General features: G+C 58.0%; 19 protein-coding genes and 3 tRNA genes. 11 read left to right on the plus strand and 11 right to left on the minus strand.

The window, feature by feature from the left end:
• Positions 1-33 precede the first annotated feature (33 nt).
• The 7 genes from H2O17_RS10420 to H2O17_RS10450 all read right to left on the minus strand — a co-directional run bounded on the left by H2O17_RS10420 (position 34) and on the right by H2O17_RS10450 (position 7,981).
• Positions 34-1,440: an urease accessory protein UreH domain-containing protein gene (locus tag H2O17_RS10420; protein ID WP_182049608.1), complete on the minus strand. Its 1,407-nt coding sequence runs from the start codon at positions 1,438-1,440 to the stop codon at positions 34-36.
• A gap of 162 nt (positions 1,441-1,602) precedes the next feature.
• Positions 1,603-2,715, minus strand: coding sequence for a sensor histidine kinase (locus tag H2O17_RS10425; RefSeq protein ID WP_182049609.1), 1,113 nt, complete (start codon positions 2,713-2,715; stop codon positions 1,603-1,605).
• Positions 2,712-3,536 (minus strand): response regulator transcription factor, encoded by an 825-nt coding sequence (locus tag H2O17_RS10430; protein WP_182049610.1) that lies wholly within the window; start codon positions 3,534-3,536, stop codon positions 2,712-2,714. The genes H2O17_RS10425 and H2O17_RS10430 overlap by 4 nt, the downstream gene beginning before the upstream one ends.
• A gap of 125 nt (positions 3,537-3,661) precedes the next feature.
• A complete protein-coding gene (locus H2O17_RS10435) occupies positions 3,662-4,657 on the minus strand; it encodes an EamA family transporter (protein WP_182049611.1) in 996 nt (331 codons plus the stop codon).
• A 70-nt stretch (positions 4,658-4,727) separates the two neighbouring features.
• Positions 4,728-5,651 (minus strand): AEC family transporter, encoded by a 924-nt coding sequence (locus H2O17_RS10440; RefSeq protein WP_182049612.1) that lies wholly within the window; start codon positions 5,649-5,651, stop codon positions 4,728-4,730.
• The gene (gene msrB / locus H2O17_RS10445; protein WP_182049613.1) at positions 5,648-6,097 is read right to left on the minus strand and encodes a peptide-methionine (R)-S-oxide reductase MsrB; all 450 of its coding nucleotides are present in this window, start codon (positions 6,095-6,097) and stop codon (positions 5,648-5,650) included. Before msrB ends, H2O17_RS10440 begins: the two co-directional genes overlap by 4 nt.
• 114 nt (positions 6,098-6,211) lie before the next feature.
• Positions 6,212-7,981, minus strand: a complete 1,770-nt coding sequence (locus tag H2O17_RS10450) for a mechanosensitive ion channel family protein (protein WP_182049614.1) — start codon at positions 7,979-7,981, stop codon at positions 6,212-6,214.
• Positions 7,982-8,150: 169 nt separating this feature from the next.
• Between H2O17_RS10450 and H2O17_RS10455 the strand changes: the two genes are divergently transcribed.
• The 8 genes from H2O17_RS10455 to H2O17_RS10490 all read left to right on the plus strand — a co-directional run bounded on the left by H2O17_RS10455 (position 8,151) and on the right by H2O17_RS10490 (position 13,686).
• Positions 8,151-8,223: transfer RNA gene (locus H2O17_RS10455), tRNA-Glu, on the plus strand.
• 24 nt (positions 8,224-8,247) lie between these two features.
• Positions 8,248-8,321 (plus strand) — tRNA-Asp (locus H2O17_RS10460).
• Positions 8,322-8,359: 38 nt separating this feature from the next.
• Positions 8,360-8,432 (plus strand) — tRNA-Phe (locus tag H2O17_RS10465).
• Positions 8,433-8,736: 304 nt separating this feature from the next.
• Positions 8,737-9,858, plus strand: coding sequence for an IS1249 family transposase (locus H2O17_RS10470; protein ID WP_182049615.1), 1,122 nt, complete (start codon positions 8,737-8,739; stop codon positions 9,856-9,858).
• 223 nt (positions 9,859-10,081) lie between these two features.
• Complete coding sequence (locus H2O17_RS10475; RefSeq protein ID WP_182049616.1) at positions 10,082-10,981, plus strand: helix-turn-helix domain-containing protein; 900 nt, start codon at positions 10,082-10,084, stop codon at positions 10,979-10,981.
• A gap of 228 nt (positions 10,982-11,209) precedes the next feature.
• Complete coding sequence (locus tag H2O17_RS10480) at positions 11,210-11,644, plus strand: DUF6325 family protein (protein WP_182049617.1); 435 nt, start codon at positions 11,210-11,212, stop codon at positions 11,642-11,644.
• Positions 11,641-11,931, plus strand: a complete 291-nt coding sequence (locus H2O17_RS10485) for an SHOCT domain-containing protein (RefSeq protein WP_182049618.1) — start codon at positions 11,641-11,643, stop codon at positions 11,929-11,931. The genes H2O17_RS10480 and H2O17_RS10485 overlap by 4 nt, the downstream gene beginning before the upstream one ends.
• Positions 11,932-11,979: 48 nt before the next feature.
• Positions 11,980-13,686 carry an NERD domain-containing protein/DEAD/DEAH box helicase gene (locus tag H2O17_RS10490; protein ID WP_182049619.1) on the plus strand — a complete coding sequence of 569 codons (1,707 nt, stop codon included), beginning with the start codon at positions 11,980-11,982 and terminating at the stop codon, positions 13,684-13,686.
• Positions 13,687-13,795: 109 nt separating this feature from the next.
• On the opposite strand, the gene H2O17_RS10495 is transcribed toward H2O17_RS10490, so the two are convergent.
• Positions 13,796-14,056, minus strand: a complete 261-nt coding sequence (locus tag H2O17_RS10495; protein ID WP_182049620.1) for a GlsB/YeaQ/YmgE family stress response membrane protein — start codon at positions 14,054-14,056, stop codon at positions 13,796-13,798.
• A gap of 229 nt (positions 14,057-14,285) precedes the next feature.
• Between H2O17_RS10495 and H2O17_RS10500 the strand changes: the two genes are divergently transcribed.
• The 3 genes from H2O17_RS10500 (at position 14,286) to H2O17_RS10510 (ending at position 15,502) form a co-directional block, all read left to right on the plus strand.
• Positions 14,286-14,720 (plus strand): phage holin family protein, encoded by a 435-nt coding sequence (locus H2O17_RS10500; RefSeq protein WP_182049621.1) that lies wholly within the window; start codon positions 14,286-14,288, stop codon positions 14,718-14,720.
• On the plus strand, positions 14,717-15,091 hold the full coding sequence (locus H2O17_RS10505; protein ID WP_182049622.1) for a DUF3618 domain-containing protein: 375 nt from the start codon (positions 14,717-14,719) through the stop codon (positions 15,089-15,091). The genes H2O17_RS10500 and H2O17_RS10505 overlap by 4 nt, the downstream gene beginning before the upstream one ends.
• 204 nt (positions 15,092-15,295) lie before the next feature.
• Positions 15,296-15,502 carry a DUF3073 family protein gene (locus H2O17_RS10510; RefSeq protein ID WP_182049623.1) on the plus strand — a complete coding sequence of 69 codons (207 nt, stop codon included), beginning with the start codon at positions 15,296-15,298 and terminating at the stop codon, positions 15,500-15,502.
• A 297-nt stretch (positions 15,503-15,799) separates the two neighbouring features.
• Here H2O17_RS10510 and purM read toward each other — a convergent pair whose 3' ends face one another.
• The 3 genes from purM to H2O17_RS10525 form a co-directional block, all read right to left on the minus strand.
• Positions 15,800-16,915, minus strand: coding sequence for a phosphoribosylformylglycinamidine cyclo-ligase (purM, locus tag H2O17_RS10515; RefSeq protein ID WP_182049624.1), 1,116 nt, complete (start codon positions 16,913-16,915; stop codon positions 15,800-15,802).
• Complete coding sequence (gene purF, locus H2O17_RS10520; protein WP_182049625.1) at positions 16,912-18,375, minus strand: amidophosphoribosyltransferase; 1,464 nt, start codon at positions 18,373-18,375, stop codon at positions 16,912-16,914. The genes purM and purF overlap by 4 nt, the downstream gene beginning before the upstream one ends.
• 84 nt (positions 18,376-18,459) lie before the next feature.
• Positions 18,460-18,843 (minus strand): sterol carrier family protein, encoded by a 384-nt coding sequence (locus H2O17_RS10525; RefSeq protein WP_246311243.1) that lies wholly within the window; start codon positions 18,841-18,843, stop codon positions 18,460-18,462.
• Between the last annotated feature and the right edge of the window lie 99 nt (positions 18,844-18,942).

The raw sequence follows: 18,942 nt of genomic DNA on the forward strand, positions 1-18,942 counted from the left end.
TGGCGGAATCTCAACGATTCCGCCACTGCGTCTTTAGCCATTCACGCGGTCAATCGCCACGAACGATCCTTGGTACATACCCATCGCGCAGTGATAGGTGTAGGTACCCGGCTCAGCGAGCGTGAACTCGGCCGTCGTGTCAGAAGTCGCTTGGACTGTTCCGCTTACACCTAGGTCTGTGGCATTGATGATCGAAGCACAGCCGAAGCCTGTGGCAACGATCTCCCATTTGACCGGCTCATCTGCATACACCACTGTTTGGCTGGGAGAATAGCCACTGGCCGAGACCTCCACGCGAGCCACTTGAACGCCGTCAACATCGGTAACGTTGCTGGTTCGCGTGCCGGCCTGTGCCGTCGCACTCGTGCCGTCAAATGGCCCTATCAGTGCGAACCCGTTGCTTAAGTTAAGCGCTGCGAAGGCAATCACCACGACGCCCACCCATCTGAAGATTCGCGCGCCGCGCTCCCCTTTTGCGATACCAGAAAGCGCGCCCACCCCCATCAGTCCAGGCGTGGTACCAACAGCGAAGAGTGCCATGGTTAGCCCGGCTTGCAGCGGGCTGCCTGTGGACAACGCGTAGACCTGAACCGCCTGCGTGAATCCGCAGGGCAAGAAGAAGGAAGCCGCACCCATAAGCATTGCGCTGGAATCCTTGTAGGAACCATCAGTTCCGTTGTACATCCACGAAGTCCACGACGACGGCAGCGTGAACGAGTACGTGGCGAGCCTTGGTGACATCCCTGTCAGCTTCACCCCAAGTATTCCCATAACAACCGCTACGACGACCATGAGGAGTCCGAGCGCTATGCCGTTCACATTGATCGCTCCGCCGAGTGCGCCCACCAGAGCGCCAAGCAGTGCGAAGCCGACCACTCGCCCAAGGTTGAACATGGCCTGTGGGCGCAGACGCTGTGCAGGAGTCGCTTCAGGGTGGGTTTGAGCGAAGCGAGCTGAGATTCCCATTACGATGCCGCCCACGAGGGCCATGCATGTGGAGACGCTGGCCGCCACGCCAAGTAACACCACAAAAAGTAGGTTTCCACCTAATGCCGAACGGCTAAGCGAATCCCCAACTGCGGAGAGTCCCGTCACCCGCCACACAAGAACTGCCAACACCACGCATGCCACCGCAAGCGCCACGTCACGCCATAGCTTCGAATCGCGGCTGAGCCAGCGCCGATTGTCCTCTGCTACCCGGTAGCCGGCCTTCTCAACTACACGGGTCACAGCGTCCATATCCAACGGGCCTGAGCACACTACCAGCGCCTCACCAGCCTTTGCAGAAACACGGGCGGCTAACACTCCAGGTACACGCTGGATCGCTCGACTGACACGAACTTCGCATGCCGTGCACGTCATCCCTGCGATGGGGACGGCCTGGATAATGTCCTGTGAATTCTTGGATGCATTGCGGCGTTGCTTGGTTGGGCCTGTCATCTTTCCACCTCCGACCCTTCAAGACTCCAGCACAGCCCGCAGCTTCGCCAGCCAAACGACGCCATTTCAGCGTTCCTTAGCGAACCCTTAGCACAAGACTCAGCAATGCCAGCGGGAGGCTCGCTGCCACGAAACCGCACGCGGTTTCCACGGAGGACCTTCCTATGCCAGTGGGAGGGTCACCACGAAAGTGGCGCCCTCGCCCTTGCCGCTACTAACTGCCGAGACTCGGCCCCCATGTGCTTCCACCAACGCCTTCACCACCGCGAGCCCAATACCCGATCCCCCGCGCTCTCTATCGCGTGCAGAATCCACCCGGTAGAACCGTTCAAAAACGTGACCGACATGTTCAGGAGGGATGCCTTCGCCGTCGTCGGATACGGTGACAACAGCCTGTGAACCAACCGTCACAAGATCAACCACGATCTTGCTATGCGCGTGCCCAAGGCCGTTCTCGAAGAGGTTACTGAAGACTTGAGCAAGCCGGGCGGAATCGGCGTTAACACGGGCTTCTTCTGCCTGAGGGGAGATCTCGAGCTCCACGCTGATCTGGCCCCGCTGGCTCGCAGACTGAGCATCAGCGACCGCGCCTCGAAGGAGCGCAGGCAAATCCACCCGGTCCATCACCATTGCCAAGCGGCCCTCTTCGGCCTCAGTGACATCCGCAATATCAACGGATAGCCGCTCTAGGCGGGCAACGTTGCGCAAGAGCACATCCATCGTGGCAGAGTCCAACTCGCGAACGCCGTCGTCCACTGCCTCCAAGTACCCGCGTATCGCCGCGATGGGCGTGCGCATCTCGTGGCCCAAATCCCCCAATGCAGAGCGCCGCGACGCCTCAACGCTGGCTAGCTCGCCAGCCATCGAGTTCACGGCTTCGGACAGTGCCGTGAACTCCCTCCCCATCAGCGGATTCTCCATTCGTTCTTCGTAATCGCCCGCACTCACGCGTTGAGCGACTTCACTCGCTGCGCCAAGCGAACGCGAAAGGCGCCGGCTAATCAGAACCCCCACAAAGATCGATGCCGCGAGCGCCGCAGCACCCGCAATCACTACCGAAAGCGTGCCCGCAGTCTTGAAAGCCATGTCGGCATGGGAAATGACATGCGGATCCGACTCTCCTGATTGGGCCAAATGGTCCCGAAAGATCGAAGGCCCAACAGCACTGGCCACGGCCCACGACGTCAGCAGCCCCACTATCACCACCGCGGCAATTGCCACTATGAGTCCGCTACCAAAACCTGCGCGCTTTCTCAGGCCGTCGCTTTCACTCATGATTCACCGACTTGTTGCCCGCCAGCCAGATTCTGAACCGCGGACGTCTCAGGGGATCCGAACTGACCGCCTTCTGGCTGACCATCTTCTGGCTGACCATCTTCCGGCCGACCGCCCTCCGACCGACCGTCTCCTAAGCGGTAGCCCACCCCCCGAACCGTTTCGACATAGTCCGGACCATCAGGGCCGATTTTTGCTCGAATATGGGTAACGTGAACATCGATCGCCCGCGGATCGCCCACCCACGACTCTCCCCAAATACCTGCCAGAATGCTCTCGCGGGAATGGGCCTGCTCAGGCGCGCCGGCAAGGAAGGCCAGCACGTCAAACTCCGTTTTTGTCAGGTCGATCTCTTGCCCTGCCACATGGACCGATCGCCGTGCAAGATCGATCTCCATCCCGCCGAATACGAGGCGTTTACTGAGAGCCGCAGAGGTTCGTGGACGCCTGAACAAAACGCGAGTGCGCGCCACAACTTCACGCGGACTGAATGGCTTAGTCATATAGTCATCGGCGCCAACGCCAAGCCCGGCAAGCGTGGCCGCCTCGTCCGTGCGCGCAGTGAGCATAAGGATGTAGCAGTCCGAAAACGCTCGAATCTCGCGGCACACTTCCATGCCATCCATACCCGGGAGCCCTAGGTCCAACACAACCAAATCAGGGTCCGTCTGCTTGGCTATGGCGAGTGCCTCCATGCCATCACCGCTGATGTTGACGGTGAACCCATCGCGTTCTAAGTACGCTGCGACGAGTTTGGCGAGGTCTGCTTCGTCGTCGACGACGAGGGCTTTCCTCATAGCACCCGAGTCACTCTCCTGCATAAGGGCAGTCTAGCCCGACGACGTCAAACGGCCCTGATGATGCTGGCTCGCTACTCGACGTAAGTGGCGCTGCGGATGGTGTTCCACTCGCATAACCCGGAACTGAAAGATCTGGCGGGCCAGCCTTACGCACCAAGAACGACCTTGTCGTAAGAATCGGCGTTGGTCTGTTCTTTCATGGTATCTGAGGGCTCGCCGGAGGTATTCACAGGCTTCGCGATAGCTCCACTCTGGCTGGTGGCGGTGCTAACCTTCACAATCTTCGATCTACGGCGCTCAGGAAGCGTTGCCAAAGCAACCGCCGTCGATATCGCTATCAAGCCACCCAACTCCGCAAGGTTTGGAACCTGGCCAAGCATGATCACGCCAACCACCAGGCTCGTGGCCGGGAGTAATGAATTAAGTAAGGCAAAAGTGGCCGCTGGAACGCGGTGCATAACTACTTGGTCGATCACGTAAGGAAGCACGGAAGAAAGAATGCCTACCGCCACCATTGTGGCTATCAAGGTCCAATCTGTAAGGATTGAACCCATATGTCCGGCTCCCAAGGGCGCGTAAACGAGTGCCGCAACAACCATTGCCCACGCTAACGAATCTAGCGCATTCGCACCTGTGGCCACCTTGCGCCCGAGCCACATATACAACGCCCACAACGCGCCCGCTGCGAACGCGAAAGCTACACCAACGGCGACGGCCGGATCAGACAGATCTACTCCCGCCCATGAAATGAGAAACACGCCAAAACATGCCAGCACGATACCCGTGCGGACCTTCCAACCACGGCCTGTCACTGCAGCGAGCAAGACAGGACCGATGTACTCCAATGCCACGGCGGTTCCCATAGCGATGTGATCGATGGCCACATAGAACGCGAGATTCATGCCGCCCAAGGTGAGCCCAAACAATGCGGCTTGTCCGAGCCCGCGCCAGTCGATGGTGCCGAGCGCCGTGCGTGGCATTCTGTGGCGCCACAACAGCAATATCGTGGCTCCCACCAGAATCCGGGCCCAGCCAACGGCGGCTGCGGGCGCTGACGCGAACAGCCCTACGGCTAAAGATGCTCCGATGTACTGGGAAAAACCAGATCCCAACAACAACGCTGGCGCCACGCGCGACTTCATTGAAAACTCCGAGTTCAAGGCATGAGCAGCGCTGCGGTTAGGGCAGAGATGCTCCGTATATTCACTCCCACTAAATGTGGAAGAGGGCGGTGATGATCAGAATCACTGCGAGGCTGACAAACGTGGATATGAGAACTGCGTCCCGTGCCAATGTAACTCCGGTGTTGAACCGGTGCGCATACACAAAAACGTTGTTCGCGGTGGGAAATGCTCCCGCGACGGTCGCAGCAAGCAAAGCACTTTCCGTCAGGCCAAACAACGAGCCTAATGCGAATGTGATGGCTGGTCCACCTAAACAGCGCAAAGTCACAGCGAGGAATAACGGAATAGACTCGCGCTTCAGCGCAGGCACCTGAGCACCTCGCCACGAGATTCCCATGGCAATGAGCACCACCGGGATCGCGGCATCTGAGAGCATACCCACGGGCTTGGTGATCACGTCCGGAAGATTCCAACCAGCCAACGCCACAATGAGTCCGAATATCACACCAAGAACGGGAGGATTGGTGAACGGACCAAGCAACGTTCGCATCCACGTCATTCCTGGCCGTCCGGACTGATAATCCAACACTGCGAACGAAATAGGAACAAGCACGCACAGTTGGAACAGGAAAATGGGTGCTGCAGCGCTCGCATCGCCAGTTACTGCCATGAGGAACGCGACGCCTAGGTTACCCGCGTTCGTGTAACACGAACACAGCGCCCCAATCGTGACTTCCCCGCCACGCATCCCCAACACGTATCTAGCGATGAGAATGAAGACAACTCCGAGAATCGCCGCACCCAGCACATTCGCGAGCGCCCCTTGGGAGAACACCTCGGCGGGATCCGAGTTCGCCATGGTCTGGAATAGCAGCGCAGGCATGAGGCCCGCGAAGGCAAGGCTAGTTAGTGCCTTGTCAGCTCCCGGGCGTGTGACCCCAAATCTGGCAAGAAGGTATCCAACTCCCATGAGCGCAATGAGCGCCCAAAAGGATACGAGAATTCCACTCATTGCCGCTGGCCGGAATCGCTTTCACCGTCTGCATTTGGGTCTGGCAATGTGTCAAATGTTAAGGAAACCGAGTTCATACAGTAGCGCTGGCCGGTTGGCATATCTGGTGCATCAGGAAAGACGTGACCAAGGTGTGAGCCACAATTCTTGCAGCGTACCTCCGTGCGGGCATAGCCAAGCTTGTAATCGACGTCGGTAGTGACTGCGTCCGAATTGATCGGATCGTAGAAGCTCGGCCACCCACAACCGGCATCGAACTTCGTCTCGGAACGGAACAGTTCAGCTCCACATGCACGGCACCGGTAGATGCCCTCGCGGTCCTCGTCCAGCAGTTCGCCAGTGAATGGCTTCTCTGTGCCCGCTTCGCGAAGCACGTGGAACTCCAATGGGTTCAGGACAACGCGCCATTCGTCAGGAGTTTGTGGAAGATTGGGTTTAGTGCTCACACCTCAATCGTCCCACAATCAGTCCTTCCCGTCTCCATCGGCTTCTTCAGTGGATCTGGAAGGATCGAGGGGGTCTCCCTTTTCGCCACGTGCTGGTGCCGCGGTGGCGCCTCCTCATCTGGCGGTATCCGCTGACTTGGTGCTGGCTTCTGATTTGGTGCCGGCCTCCACTTTGGTGCTGGCCTCTGATTTGGTGCCGGCCTCCGCCTTACGAGCCCGATCCGCTTCTTGTGCCTTGCGCTTTTCAAGTGTGCTCTCGCGTTCCCGCAGGGCATCTTCCCCTGGTCCAGCGAAGTCGCGGCCGCGCTTCTCGGCCTGCACGGATCCCGTGAAGATTGAGGACTCGTGGCCGGGTGTTTGGCCAGTCTTGGGCCCGCCGCCCGCAATCGCGTCACGGGCCAACACCGCCGTGACATCACGTTGAGATACCGGCACCCGTTCGGGTCCATCGATTCCAAGTTCGGAAAGATCCATGACCACGGTGGCCGTCATATCCTCAACTGCAGCCTTCGGAACGATGATGCCACCCACGACTGCTTCATCGGGCAGGGATCCGGCGCCTTGGTCCGTAGGGTGCGAATCCTCCTCAGTTTCGGAATCCAAAGTACCGGCAGCTTCATGAGGATCCGCCGACAGTCCCGCGCGGGCCTTCTCTAGGTCTGTCACGCGGTCTGATTGCGCGGCTCCTTCGGCTATCGCTTCCGCGTCCGGATCTGGTGCCGCCAGACTGCGGCAATGTGGAATCGCCTGCGGGGCCTGATCTTGTATCCACCGGACTAGGTGTTCGCGCACGTAGTACTTGATATCTGTCAACTTGGACGAGTTCTCCGCCGAAAGTAGCACTGAGACCTGAAGCTTGGATCCCGTGGCATCACGCACTTGGAGAATCCCCGTATCGCCATCCCACAGGTCGGTAGCCGCCAGAATCTCGTTGAGCTTCGCCCTCATGGCGGGTAACGGCACGCTCCAGTCCAGATCAAAATCAACGTAGCCGAGCAGATCGGGAGTACGCCGCGTCCAGTTCTCAAAGGTCTTTGTTGTCATCAACGACGACGGCACGATCAACCTGCGCCCATCCCACACTTTGAGCACCACGTAGGTCAAAGTGATTTCCTCGACGGTGGTGAACTCTTCTTCCCAGACCACGATGTCACCCATCCTGATCGAATCGGAGAAAGCCAATTGGAGTCCTGCAAACACATTCCCCAGCGTGGACTGGGCGGCAATGCCCAGAACCACCGAAAACAACCCTGCGGAGGTAAAGAGTGTGGCTCCAATGGTCCGGGCAGAGTTGAAGGTCATGAGGATCAGCCCGAATCCGAGCACCCAAATACACACCATGATGATTCGGTGGATGATCTGAAGCTGCGTCTGTGCCTTGCGATACCTAGATGCACCTGTGTTCTGCATCTCCCGCAGGACAGTACGTTCCATGCCGTCAACAAGGGCCGCCACCAGCCACGTGGTTGCCACAATCACCAAGATGAGGAACAGATGTTCGCCGGAACTGCGCAACGCGGGCGCGTCCTCACCGGATTCCACAGGCCATGAAAGCCGCATCCCAATCCATATTCCCAACATGGAGAGCAGCAACTTGAGGGGTTTACTGACCGCCCGGATAGTGGTGCGTGCGATGGGGCGCCGCCTTCCGACATAGGTCAGAAAGCCTTGTAGCGCGAATGCGGCCAGCAGGCCTACAAGTAGGCCCGCGCCCATTCCCAGCAGCACAGCGATTGTGTCCACCGTTGCGCTCACTACCTCCCCAGCAGCCGGTAACGCTGGGTCCGTAGTAGTTGTGGACGACGGCGGCGTGGTTGAACTTGAAGCGGCCGCCACGGCCACGCCTTTTTGTACTACTGACCAAATGCCCTCAGGAACTCCCATGTAGATAAGGCTAGGCTAATGGGCTGACAATTCCTTGAGGTGGCAACGTTTTTCCAGCCCGTGACTCAGCGCACATGAACTCGATTTGTCCTATCACCGATTCATTGTCTAAGCTTTAGGAGTTCCACCAAGCGGGAACGTTCGGAAGTAAGGCTTCTAGCCTTCTTAGGCCCCCATCGTCTAGTGGTCTAGGACACCGCCCTTTCACGGCGGCGACACCAGTTCGAACCTGGTTGGGGGTACAGAGGTCAATACCTCAAAGTATTGGCCCCGTAGCGCAGTTGGTTAGCGCGCCGCCCTGTCACGGCGGAGGTCGCGGGTTCAAGTCCCGTCGGGGTCGCAGATGAAATACCCGGGAAACCGGGTATTTCACTATCTGGCTCTGTAGCTCAGTTGGTAGAGCGTTCGACTGAAAATCGAAAGGTCAGGGGATCGACGCCCCTCGGAGCCACAGCTTGAAACCCCCGGATTACCGGGGGTTTTGCTACGTCTGGACACAAATCCAACAGCCCGAAATCTTCGCAGGTACACACAGAAGTACACACAAGACAATTCCACCCCACCCTGTGGAAACTCTCGGCCTATAGGACCGTTCGTGTTGCTGGTTTTGTCGTTTTTCGTTGGTGTTTAGCTGTTTTAGCGTGAAAAAGTCGATGTGACTCGACTTTTTGGTTGGACATTTCGTGTTGGTTTTAACGCGACTTTTCGGCATGGTGGTGCGGGAAAGTCGGATTTGAAGTCGGTTGACTTGGGGGATGGGAAATCCTCGATGTGACATCTGTGGCCAGACAATGATCAAGCATGGAACAACTGCTTGGGGACGCCAACGTTTCCGATGTAAAGCCTGCTCGTCGACCTTGACCCGCCGCAATGATATTCACGCTCGTGATCTGGCAGCCTTCTTGGACTATGTCACCGGACGCACCCGGTATGCCGACATGCCCGGTCAAGGAAGGAATGCTCGGCGCAGATTCGCCCACTTCTGGCCACTATGGCCTCTCTCGCCTCTAGTGGACGAGGTCCACCATGTTGTCTTCGTGGACGGGATCTACCTCTCCCACAAGCTTGTCGTCCTGATCGCCTGCACGAAGGATCATGTCGTGGGATGGTATGTGGCCCGAGGGGAGACCAGTGCCTCATGGGCGGCATTGTTCTCTCGTATTGCACCCCCTGACGTGGTGGTCTGTGACGGAGGATCAGGAATCGCCTCGGCCATAGCCAAGACGTGGCCCACCACGCGGATCCAACGCTGCACCTTCCACGCCTTCAGCACCATCAAACGCACGACCACCACCCGGCCACGCACCAATGCGGGCGTAGAACTCTACGGCCTGGCCCGGGCCCTCCTGACCATTCAGACGCGAGAGGAGTCGGTGGCGTGGCTGGGTGAACTCACCACCTGGAATGACAGGTGGCAAACGTTTCTGGCCCAGCAGACCCACCTTTCATCAGGAACATACGTGCCCACTCATGGCCGTCTGATCCAGGCTCGTAACTCGATCAACACTCTGGCTAGGAAAGGAACCCTGTTCACCTATCTCGAACCTGACCTGCAGGTGGCAGGTGAGCCGATCCCGGCTACCAACAACCAGATCGAAGGCGGGATCAACACGAGGTTACGAGCCTTGCTCAGAGAACACCGGGGCATGCCGCTCGACCATCAGATCAAAGCCGTTTTGTGGTGGTGCGATCGCCATACCGAGAACCCGGCTAGCCCCGCCCGTCTCTTGGCGATCACAGTCACGGACACCCAGATCGCCGCGATCTTCGCCACCACACACCACCGCACCCACGCCCACAACACCATCAACCGTTGGGGCACCGGCGTGAACTGGACAGACTTCCACCACACCGGAACCTGGCACAACACTTACTAACAGAAACCAACACGTTCTGTCCTATAAGCCTTAACAGTGCTCACAAGGCGCTCGGTGTGTCGGCTGGATCGGTAGTCCTTCAAGGACGTGGCGATCGCATTGCGCTACAAAGACTGGTCGATCACTATCCGCCTGCAAACTGCTAACGATGCGCAACATCATTAGAGCCCGAGGCAAGGAAACTAGTTCCACCGCCCCGAAAAGGTCAGGACGGACCCGAACAATGGCACAGCAGGATCAGGATATGGCCATCGAGAGTATTGGCCTGACCAGTACGCTTGGTGTAGTCCCCACAGACTCCGACGGCACGCAAGAAGACGCATTGCGGTGGCTCCCAACCTACTCCGGGATCATCACGAAAGCTCAAATTCGCACTCTCGACCGGTGCCCGTCCGCCGATGCAGCTCTCACCTTGACCGGACAGTTCCCCGATGTTGACACGTTCTGGGCACGCTTGGCCTACGTCAGCGCGAAATCTGGATGGAAGGCGGCGAGGGCCACGGAACAGGGCATCAAGCAAGCCGAACAGGCAAACCAGACTGATCAGGACCGAGACGAATCCTCCCACGCAATCCTCAAAGCATCTTTCACACGAGCGTGGACGATTGGCCGCGCCGCGTGGGTGGCCGAGCATGACGCGCAACTCACGGGTGCGCGGATGAGTGGTCTAGTCATGCGGGCATTACGCACTGCAATGGGCATCGAGCAGGCTGAACTGGCCGATAAACTCAGAGTCGGTGAGCGTTCGGTCCGCGCGTGGGAATCGGGCGAAACACTCGCAAACGCTAACGTAAGTGCCGAAATCTGGGCCATATATGGGATGAATGGGTCATCAGCCTGCGCACTCAGATCCCCAGCGGTGAAATCCCGATATTCCCAGCAGAAACCGATCCGGCTACTCTGCGAGCCGCCGCGATTCTTCTCGGCGGTCACAGGTTCACCACTCCGCCAGAGCCGTTCTCCTACTGTGCCTGGACCGAAGGCCGCCCAGATTGATCCTGCGTGGACCATCAGTGACCGAGCCACATCAGGCATGGTAGAGGATCACGAGACATGCTCTGACGAACGATACAGGGATCAGGTTAGTTCGGATCGGAAGTTCCGATTCCTCAGGATTTTTTAGGCTCCGCGGTAACGCCACATGTAGTGATCAAACGATAGGCACCGAACCTGTCGCTTCTGCCAGCTACACTGTGAGGCAACAGGGCACGCGGCTCAAAACCTCATCACTGCGTCGCGATTCCATCATGAGTATCCACTCAATGTGGCAGTTATGGTGGTGCATCGCAGCGTCTTCTTTGACAAGCGACAGCACTGAAGAACTCGAACCCCGTTTAGAAGGGAAACTTCCGTGGCGACTGAACAATTCTCGGGACCCATCGGGTACGCCGTATTCGTATCCGAACGGTCAGCTGATTTGAGCGCAGGTCTACGCGCAATCCTTGACCGAGCTGGTCAGGGTCTCATTGATCTCATCGACATCGAGGTGATCGCACGCGGCAGCGCCGGTGAGCCTACGAAGCTAGAGTTAACTGATATCACCTGCTCACCTGCAGAACGTGCCGCCCTCGCTGGCATTGAATCCGGGATCCTTGATACAGAGGATCTCAACTCGATCTCCGCAGAGCTTACGGATACCCAACTCGCCGTGGCCGTTGTCTATGAAGACCTAACTCTGTCCGCCGCGGCCGCAGCGTGGGCCAAGGTCGGAGGCACCGAACTTTTCTCCGGTGGTATTGCCATCTCAGATCTCGAAGTTTCACTCGAAGAAGGAGACCTTCAATGAGCCTGTTTCGCACAGCCGCACGTGCACATGTAGCCACTCGGGTCATCGGCAACACTCACCGCAGGCAGCAGCAACGCTGGGCTGCACAAGATTCTGCGGCAGCACAAGCTGCGCCGCCCCAGCCACCAACGGCTCCTCAAGTCGCGGCCACATCCCAACCTCAGTCTGTACCTGATACAGCTTCCATGCTCGCGCAGCTCGAACAGCTTGGCCAACTACGTACCGCCGGTGTCCTTACGGAAGCCGAATTCGAAGCGCAGAAGCAACGTATTCTGGCCGCATTCTGATCCATCATGTTCCGTTGACCCAAGCTTGGTGTTACTCGTATGCCGCACATGATTCCCGCGAACTACCGCAACTCCACCAACAACTCCGAACGGCGTATCTTTAACGCCCTGGAAGGCATTCTGGATCGGCCAGATTGGTTGGTATTCCACTCGCTAGTTATCAGGCAGCACACCACAAAGCTCATGGGTGAAGCGGATTTCGTGGTGGTAGTACCAGGGCAGGGCATAGTGGTTGTTGAGGCAAAATCGCCTCAATCGGTCACGTACCACGATGGAGAATGGGATCTGCCCGGCACTCCAGCCACTCACAAGAATCCATTTACGCAGATCGACGGCGCCACCGGCAGCATACGTTCTTTCCTTCTGCGCGAAGGTGCCATTGATGGAGACGAACCTTTCGCCAGACTTGTCTGGTTTACCTCCCTTGGGCGCCATCACTTTGACAATCAGAGCCCATCGCATCTGGATTTCTTTGAGTGGGAACTCGCCTGGGCAGACGATCTGACGCGGCCCGCAGCAGCGATTGAAAGAGTCCTCAAAGAAACTATTGCTTGGTTCTCAAAGGCTAAGGATGTGGTTTACACACCTTCCTCCCTCACGCCAAACAAATGCCACACAATCGAGCAATCGTTGCGCGGCGATTTCACAATTGAGAGAGACTCCCGCGATGCTTTCTTCGAAAGGCAGGTTCTGGAGGCTCAGGCGCTAGCAGAGCAACGTTTTGCGCTCGACCTCGTGGAAGCGAACCGCGCTGTCTACTTTGACGGCCCGGCTGGGTCAGGTAAGAGTTATCTAGCCCTTCAGGCCGCGCTCAGCGCCATCAAGCGCGGCGAACGCACCCTTGTTACATGCTGGAACCTCGCAATGGCAGAGCAACTGCGTGAACAGGTCAGTACGCTGCGGGGCCCCTCATCTGTGTGCGATCTTGGTTCACTCATGCTGCGGGCCGCGGGGCTGGATGAACATCCCTCTTCGGCAACGAGGGATTGGTATGAGGACATGCTCCCCCGTCTTGCCATTGCGGGACTTGCCACCCGCCCACAGCTTCGCGGGTTCCGCAACATTGTAGTAGACGAGTTTCAAGACATCGCCGCAAGCCCCCGCCTCCTCGATTTCCTCTTAGCGCTTGCGGGCCCCGATGTGCACTTCGTTCTGGCCGGCGATGCACACCAGCAGATCATGCAGCCTGAATCCGCATACGTGGACCCTTACGCAACTCTGAAAGCTCTACTGCCCGACCTAGTGCTGGCACGAATACAACGCAACTGCCGTCATGCCCCAAACCTCATCCACGAGTCAGAGCAGATCCTCGGGCATCCATTCGGATTCACGAGCTACTTACTGCCAGCGCACACACCTGGTGGCGCAGACCAAATTGCAGTCACACCCGATACTTCAACGCATAGCCTCGTCTCTGTATTGAAGCTTCTGACCCAACAGTATGGGAACGCCGACGTCGTCGTCCTCAGCCCACGAGGCACTCACTCACTTGCGCAACGAGCACTAGATGAACACACAAATGCGAACGCTGCGGACCTCCGATGGCTCCAAGCCAACCTCGGGATCTCACCTCAACACATCCGTTATGGTTCAATATCAGCACTCAAAGGCATCGAAGTGAGCGCCATCGTGCTAACCGATGTGGGCCAGGACTCCCAACGCTGGGCCGCAGAACATGGACTCAGCTGGAATGACCTGCTTTACGTGGCGCTCACTCGAGCCAAGTCTCACGCAGTGATACTGCGCGAAGGCTAGTCCCCGCGGCCACAACTGCGCGGCCCAACCGCTTGTTCACAACTGCGCGGCCCAACCGCGAGTTAACGTCCACTAGCCCGCTATTTGGCCTATCTTGAGCTCTTCTTTCCTAACTCTTTCTTCCCGTTAAGAAACCATAGATCACCAGTACGACAATCGAACCTACTATCGCCAGCAGCCACGTCTGGATGCTCCAGAAATCTTCCAAACCAACATTGAAGATGATGGAGCCTAGCCACCCACCAAGAGCTGCGCCGATTACTCCAACCACAAGTGATCCGAGCCAGCCTCCGGGAGCCGCATCCTTCCAAATCGCCTTCGCAATAGATCCAGCGATAAGCCCCAACACTATCCATCCTAGAAATCCCATGGTCTTCTCCTTCGGTCATTGTTCGGACAACCCATGGTCGCACCTTCTGAACTGTGACACAAGTCTCTTCCTCTGGTTGTGGACGGAACCAACCTTCCACATACCCAGATGTTCCTCGCCCTCGAAGTCGCCAATATGTCACAATTCGGCAAGAATAGGGATAGCCGGCCACAGCCGGTCTTATTGACCGAATCTGGAAGTTGCCCGCACACAGAAGGAGTTGCTCATCATGGAAACCGAACCCGCTTCATCCACAGGGGCGGATGCAGGCGCGAAGACGCGCCGAGAACGCACAATCGGCGAACTCATCGCACAAGTCTCCGAACAAGCATCATCCCTTGTGCGCGATGAAATTGCCTACGCCCAGGCAAACCTCAAGGCGAAGATCACCAACATTGGCGTTGGCGGCGTCCTGATTGCCATTGGTGCGGTGCTAGCCGTCTTCGCATTTACCCTTCTCCTCTTTGCCGCCGTAGCGGCATTCGCACTTATCCTTCCATGGTGGGCATCTTTCCTCATTGTGGCAGGCATTCTGCTGCTCATCACCCTGATTCTGGTCGCGATTGGCGGCGCACAGTTCAAAGCTTCGAAGAAGCATGTGGTTGACCCCAAAGGTGGGCTCGAACAAGACGTAGCAGCATTCAAGAAGGGACTGAACAAGTGAGCACCGAACCAACCGATCCCGAAGCAAGCGTCCGCTCGACCGCACAGATCGAAGCAGACCTCCAACGCACTCGCGAAGAAATGGCAGTCACAGTCAACGAACTTGCAGGCAGGCTTGACCCCAAGACGCTCGCGAAAGACGCCGCTGAACAAGCTAAAGAGAAGGCTTCCGACCTATCCGAAGCAGCTGTTGAGAAAGCGAGCGCGTTTGCGTTCACAGCGTCCGAGTTCGCTTCCACCGCCTCCGCAAAGGCCAAGGAAACAATAGAAGATGCCAAGTCTGGCGATTCCCAAGCACTCGCATATCTGGCTGGTGCCGTAGCTGGCGCGGCCAGTCTCATTGCGATTCTTGCTCGAAGGCACAAGCGGTAACATCGCTAGACTCATACATGGAGCACCACCGGCGCTCCCCTGCGGACCTTTCATCTCACCCGCTGAGATTTTGCGTTTGTTGCCCGTCTCATGGCGGGCCACGTAGCATCTCAGCATGTGTTAGCGGTAAGGTTTGCAACGAACGGATTTGCCCATGGGGACGCTTATAAGTCTTCCCCACGATGAGACGAAGGGGGTCGAGCCATGGGGCGCGGCCGTCAGAAGGCTAAGCAGCGTAAGGTAGCCCGGGATCTCAAGTACTACGCTCCGGATACGGACTATCAAGCACTCGAGCGCGAGCTCAAGGCCTCTTACAGTTCCGATGATCAGGACGAAGACGACGAGGACTACTACGACGTTCCTCCGGCAACGGACGATTGGGACGAAGAAGATCCGAAGCAGTCGTCATAGATAGAGCGCTGAGGAAACATACTGGATGAAGGGGCGGGAGCAATCCCGCCCCTTCGCCGTACGCTCAGAGCCTCCCACGCAAGCTTCATTCAGCACGGAGTGGTTCCCTAGGCATTAATTGCTACAGTGTGGCCCTCGGGCCACACTGAGCACGGAGTGGCTCCCTCGTGCCCCTACCGGTTCAGAGAGCCCCTCGGGCCACACTGAGTAAAAAGGGCCCTTCATGCCCTACCTGTTCAGGGTGCCCCTCAGGCTCCGCTAAGCAAAAAGGCTCCACTGGGCTACACAGAGTGCTCCTCAGAGCGCGTAGTCACCCGAGATGCGTACTGCTCCAGCCGAGACGCCTTTTGTGCCGCTGACGAGCCGTGTGCGCGTTGAAGCTGCGGTCTCTCGCTCGCTGTCCTGAGCGACGACGTCGCCAACTACCCACGCTGGAACCCCAGCCGCGCGTGAAAGCTCAACCACGGCGTCCGCAGAATCTGGCGAAACCACAGCGATCATTCCAACACCTAGGTTGAGGGTGTCCTCGATGTCTTCCCACGTGATCTGACCAAGTTCGCGCAAAACCTGGAACACGGGTGGGACCACAATCGTTTCGCGCGAAACGCGTGCGGTGAGTGTGGCGGGCACGACCCGAGCCAAGTTCGCAGCTAGGCCGCCTCCGGTGATGTGTGAGTATGCGTGCACGTCGGCGGCGTCAGCAATGGAGAGGCACAGCGCTGTGTAGAGGCGAGTGGGAACCAAGAGTTCCTCCCCTAGCGTGTGGCCAAATTCGCTGACCTCGCGATCCAACGCCCACCCAGAGTCCGCCACGATCTTGCGGACCAAGGAATACCCGTTCGAGTGGAGGCCCGAAGATGCCATTGCCACAAGGACGTCGCCTGAGCGCACACGTTCGGCGCCAAGCACCTTATCTGCGTCGATTACACCCGTTGCGGCACCCGCAATGTCGTAATCGTCGGGAGCCATGATCCCTGGGTGTTCTGCTGTCTCGCCGCCAAGAAGTGGCACACCCACGGATTCACAGGCCTCAGCTATGCCACGAACGATGTCTGCAATGCGTTCGGGAACCACATGCCCGCAGGCAATGTAGTCAGTCATGAGCAGTGGTTTTGCGCCAACCACCACGATGTCGTCAACCACCATACCTACTAGGTCTTGGCCGATCGTATCGTGGATGTCCATTGCCTGAGCGATGGCGATCTTGGTACCCACGCCGTCGGTGGAGGTGGCAAGGAGTGGCCTGCGGTAGTTCTTTAGTTCGCTGACGTCCACCATTCCCGCGAAGCCGCCAACGCCCCCCACAACGCTTGAGGTCATGGTCCGCCCTACTGCCGCCTTCATCAACTCGACAGCGAGGTCCCCCGCCGCCGTATCTACGCCGGCTGCTGCGTACGCATTCTCCTTGGTCACAGGACCTCCATCAGATCGGAGCCGCTCAGTTCAGCGGCGCTGGTTACGTCCACCGGGTACCTGCCCGTGAAACATGCCGTGCACAAGTCGCCTTCTGCTTGTTCGGTAGCGTGGATCATGCCTTCTAGGCTGATGTATCCGAGCGAGTCGGCGCCTAGCGATTCGCAGAGCTCGTTGGTCGTCATGCCATTGGCGATAAGTTCGCCGCGAGTGGGAAAGTCGATTCCGAAGAAGCATGGCCAACGGACAGGAGGCGATGAGATCCGGATGTGAACTTCGGCCGCGCCAGCGTCGCGCAGCATCTTCACCAGTGCTCGCTGCGTATTGCCGCGCACGATGGAATCGTCGACGACGACGAGTCGGCGCCCTTTAATGACTTCCTTCAGCGGATTGAGCTTCAGTTGGATTCCGCGCTGGCGGCTGAGTTGGGTGGGCTGAATGAACGTGCGGCCAACGTATGCGTTCTTGACCAATCCTTGCCCGAATGGGATGCCGGAGGCCTGTGCATATCCAATGGCCGCAGGGGTTCCGGAATCTGGTGTGGCGATCACCAGATCGGCTTCCACTGGATATTCGGCAGCGAGCGCGCGGCCCATCGCCAACCTCGCAGAGTTGATTGAGCGCTCGGAAATGGACGTGTCCGGGCGCGCCAGGTAAACGTATTCGAAGATGCAGCCGGAACGCTTGGGCTCTGCCCACCGATGGGAGCGCACACCCGATTCGTCAATGGCAATGAACTCCCCTGGCTCCACTTCGCGCTCAAAGGTGGCTCCTACGATGTCCAGTGCGGCGGTCTCAGAAGCGATTACCCACCCGTTTCCAACGCGCCCCAAAACGAGTGGCCGGAAACCTTGGCGATCGCGGGCGGCGTACAGCGTGTTTTCGTCCATGAACGCCACAGAGAATGCGCCTTCAAGTTGCGGGAAAACCTTAAGTGCCGCACCTTCCAACGATTCGGCTCCCTTTTCGATTCCAAGGAGGGCCGTCATGACTGCGGTATCAGTTGAGCTTCCGCGGCCCAACTCTCCGCGCAGGTCCGTGCCGGAGAGTTTACGCACCTTAGCCATAAGCTCTTTGGTATTGGTTAGGTTGCCGTTGTGGGCAAGTGCAACTGTGCCGAACTCTGTGGGCCCGAGCGTTGGTTGGGAGTTCTCCCACACTGACTTTCCAGTGGTTGCATAGCGCACATGCCCAACGCCGATGTGCCCGTGAAGCGTTGCAAGATTTTCATCATTGAACACCTGTGAGATAAGGCCAAGATCCTTGTATACCAGAATGTTGCCGCCGTCAGAGACCGCAATTCCGGCGGCCTCCTGGCCACGGTGTTGTAGCGAATACAAGCCGTAGTAGGCGAGCTGTGCAACTGGCTCTCCTGGAGCAAATACTCCAAATACACCACATTCATCTTGCGGCTTTTCTTCAGGAAACAGTTCGGCTGTCAGACGCCCATCACCATTCACGTTGCAATCGTCCCACACTTTGGGCGTAATCGCCTGTCAGTCCATCCACATTGCGAGATTGTGAGGCCTGCGAGTGTGCTGCGCTCACCATCGATTAAGTGTTGCCTCTGAAAAGAGTGGCAAGAATTCGGCTAGATCAGCCCGAATTCCGGATGCATCCACCGAACCGGAGACCTGAGCCTCCTCCCAGCGACGTGTGCCAATGCACAGCCCCAACCAGGTAGTCAACGCCATCTCCACAACGTTAGGAGGCGTTCCGCGCCGATGCGCTGGGCCCTCACCAATCTGTACCGCGCCACAGAATGGAACGCGCACCTCAACACTGTGCCCGGGGTGGCGTTCGGCGATCTCTTCCAGAGCAAAACGGCCCGCCATCTTCACATCGGCTTTGCTCAGAGAGTCAACTCCTCTGTGGTGAGCAAGTGCAAGAAGCCGCATCCCATCGGCCGTATCGATTCGTCGTGCCATGAAAACAAGCCTAACCGTGGCGGGGGTGAGAGCGAGCGGGGGGGGTGAAACCCAAAGGGGGTGAGAGCGAGCGGGGGGTGAAACCCAAAGGGGGTGAGA

Source organism: Changpingibacter yushuensis, from assembly GCF_014041995.1.
Taxonomy (GTDB): domain Bacteria; phylum Actinomycetota; class Actinomycetes; order Actinomycetales; family Actinomycetaceae; genus Changpingibacter; species Changpingibacter yushuensis.

What these genes read in the sequence shown, in the direction of transcription:
- H2O17_RS10420 (WP_182049608.1), bottom strand. Translation starts at nt 1,440, where the DNA reads ATGACAGGCCCAACCAAGCAACGCCGCAATGCATCCAAGAATTCACAG.
- H2O17_RS10425 (WP_182049609.1), bottom strand. Translation starts at nt 2,715, where the DNA reads ATGAGTGAAAGCGACGGCCTGAGAAAGCGCGCAGGTTTTGGTAGCGGA.
- H2O17_RS10430 (WP_182049610.1), bottom strand. Translation starts at nt 3,536, where the DNA reads ATGCAGGAGAGTGACTCGGGTGCTATGAGGAAAGCCCTCGTCGTCGAC.
- H2O17_RS10435 (WP_182049611.1), bottom strand. Translation starts at nt 4,657, where the DNA reads ATGAAGTCGCGCGTGGCGCCAGCGTTGTTGTTGGGATCTGGTTTTTCC.
- H2O17_RS10440 (WP_182049612.1), bottom strand. Translation starts at nt 5,651, where the DNA reads ATGAGTGGAATTCTCGTATCCTTTTGGGCGCTCATTGCGCTCATGGGA.
- H2O17_RS10450 (WP_182049614.1), bottom strand. Translation starts at nt 7,981, where the DNA reads ATGGGAGTTCCTGAGGGCATTTGGTCAGTAGTACAAAAAGGCGTGGCC.
- H2O17_RS10470 (WP_182049615.1), top strand. Translation starts at nt 8,737, where the DNA reads ATGGGAAATCCTCGATGTGACATCTGTGGCCAGACAATGATCAAGCAT.
- H2O17_RS10475 (WP_182049616.1), top strand. Translation starts at nt 10,082, where the DNA reads ATGGCACAGCAGGATCAGGATATGGCCATCGAGAGTATTGGCCTGACC.
- H2O17_RS10485 (WP_182049618.1), top strand. Translation starts at nt 11,641, where the DNA reads ATGAGCCTGTTTCGCACAGCCGCACGTGCACATGTAGCCACTCGGGTC.
- H2O17_RS10490 (WP_182049619.1), top strand. Translation starts at nt 11,980, where the DNA reads ATGATTCCCGCGAACTACCGCAACTCCACCAACAACTCCGAACGGCGT.
- H2O17_RS10495 (WP_182049620.1), bottom strand. Translation starts at nt 14,056, where the DNA reads ATGGGATTTCTAGGATGGATAGTGTTGGGGCTTATCGCTGGATCTATT.
- H2O17_RS10500 (WP_182049621.1), top strand. Translation starts at nt 14,286, where the DNA reads ATGGAAACCGAACCCGCTTCATCCACAGGGGCGGATGCAGGCGCGAAG.
- H2O17_RS10510 (WP_182049623.1), top strand. Translation starts at nt 15,296, where the DNA reads ATGGGGCGCGGCCGTCAGAAGGCTAAGCAGCGTAAGGTAGCCCGGGAT.
- H2O17_RS10525 (WP_246311243.1), bottom strand. Translation starts at nt 18,843, where the DNA reads ATGGCACGACGAATCGATACGGCCGATGGGATGCGGCTTCTTGCACTT.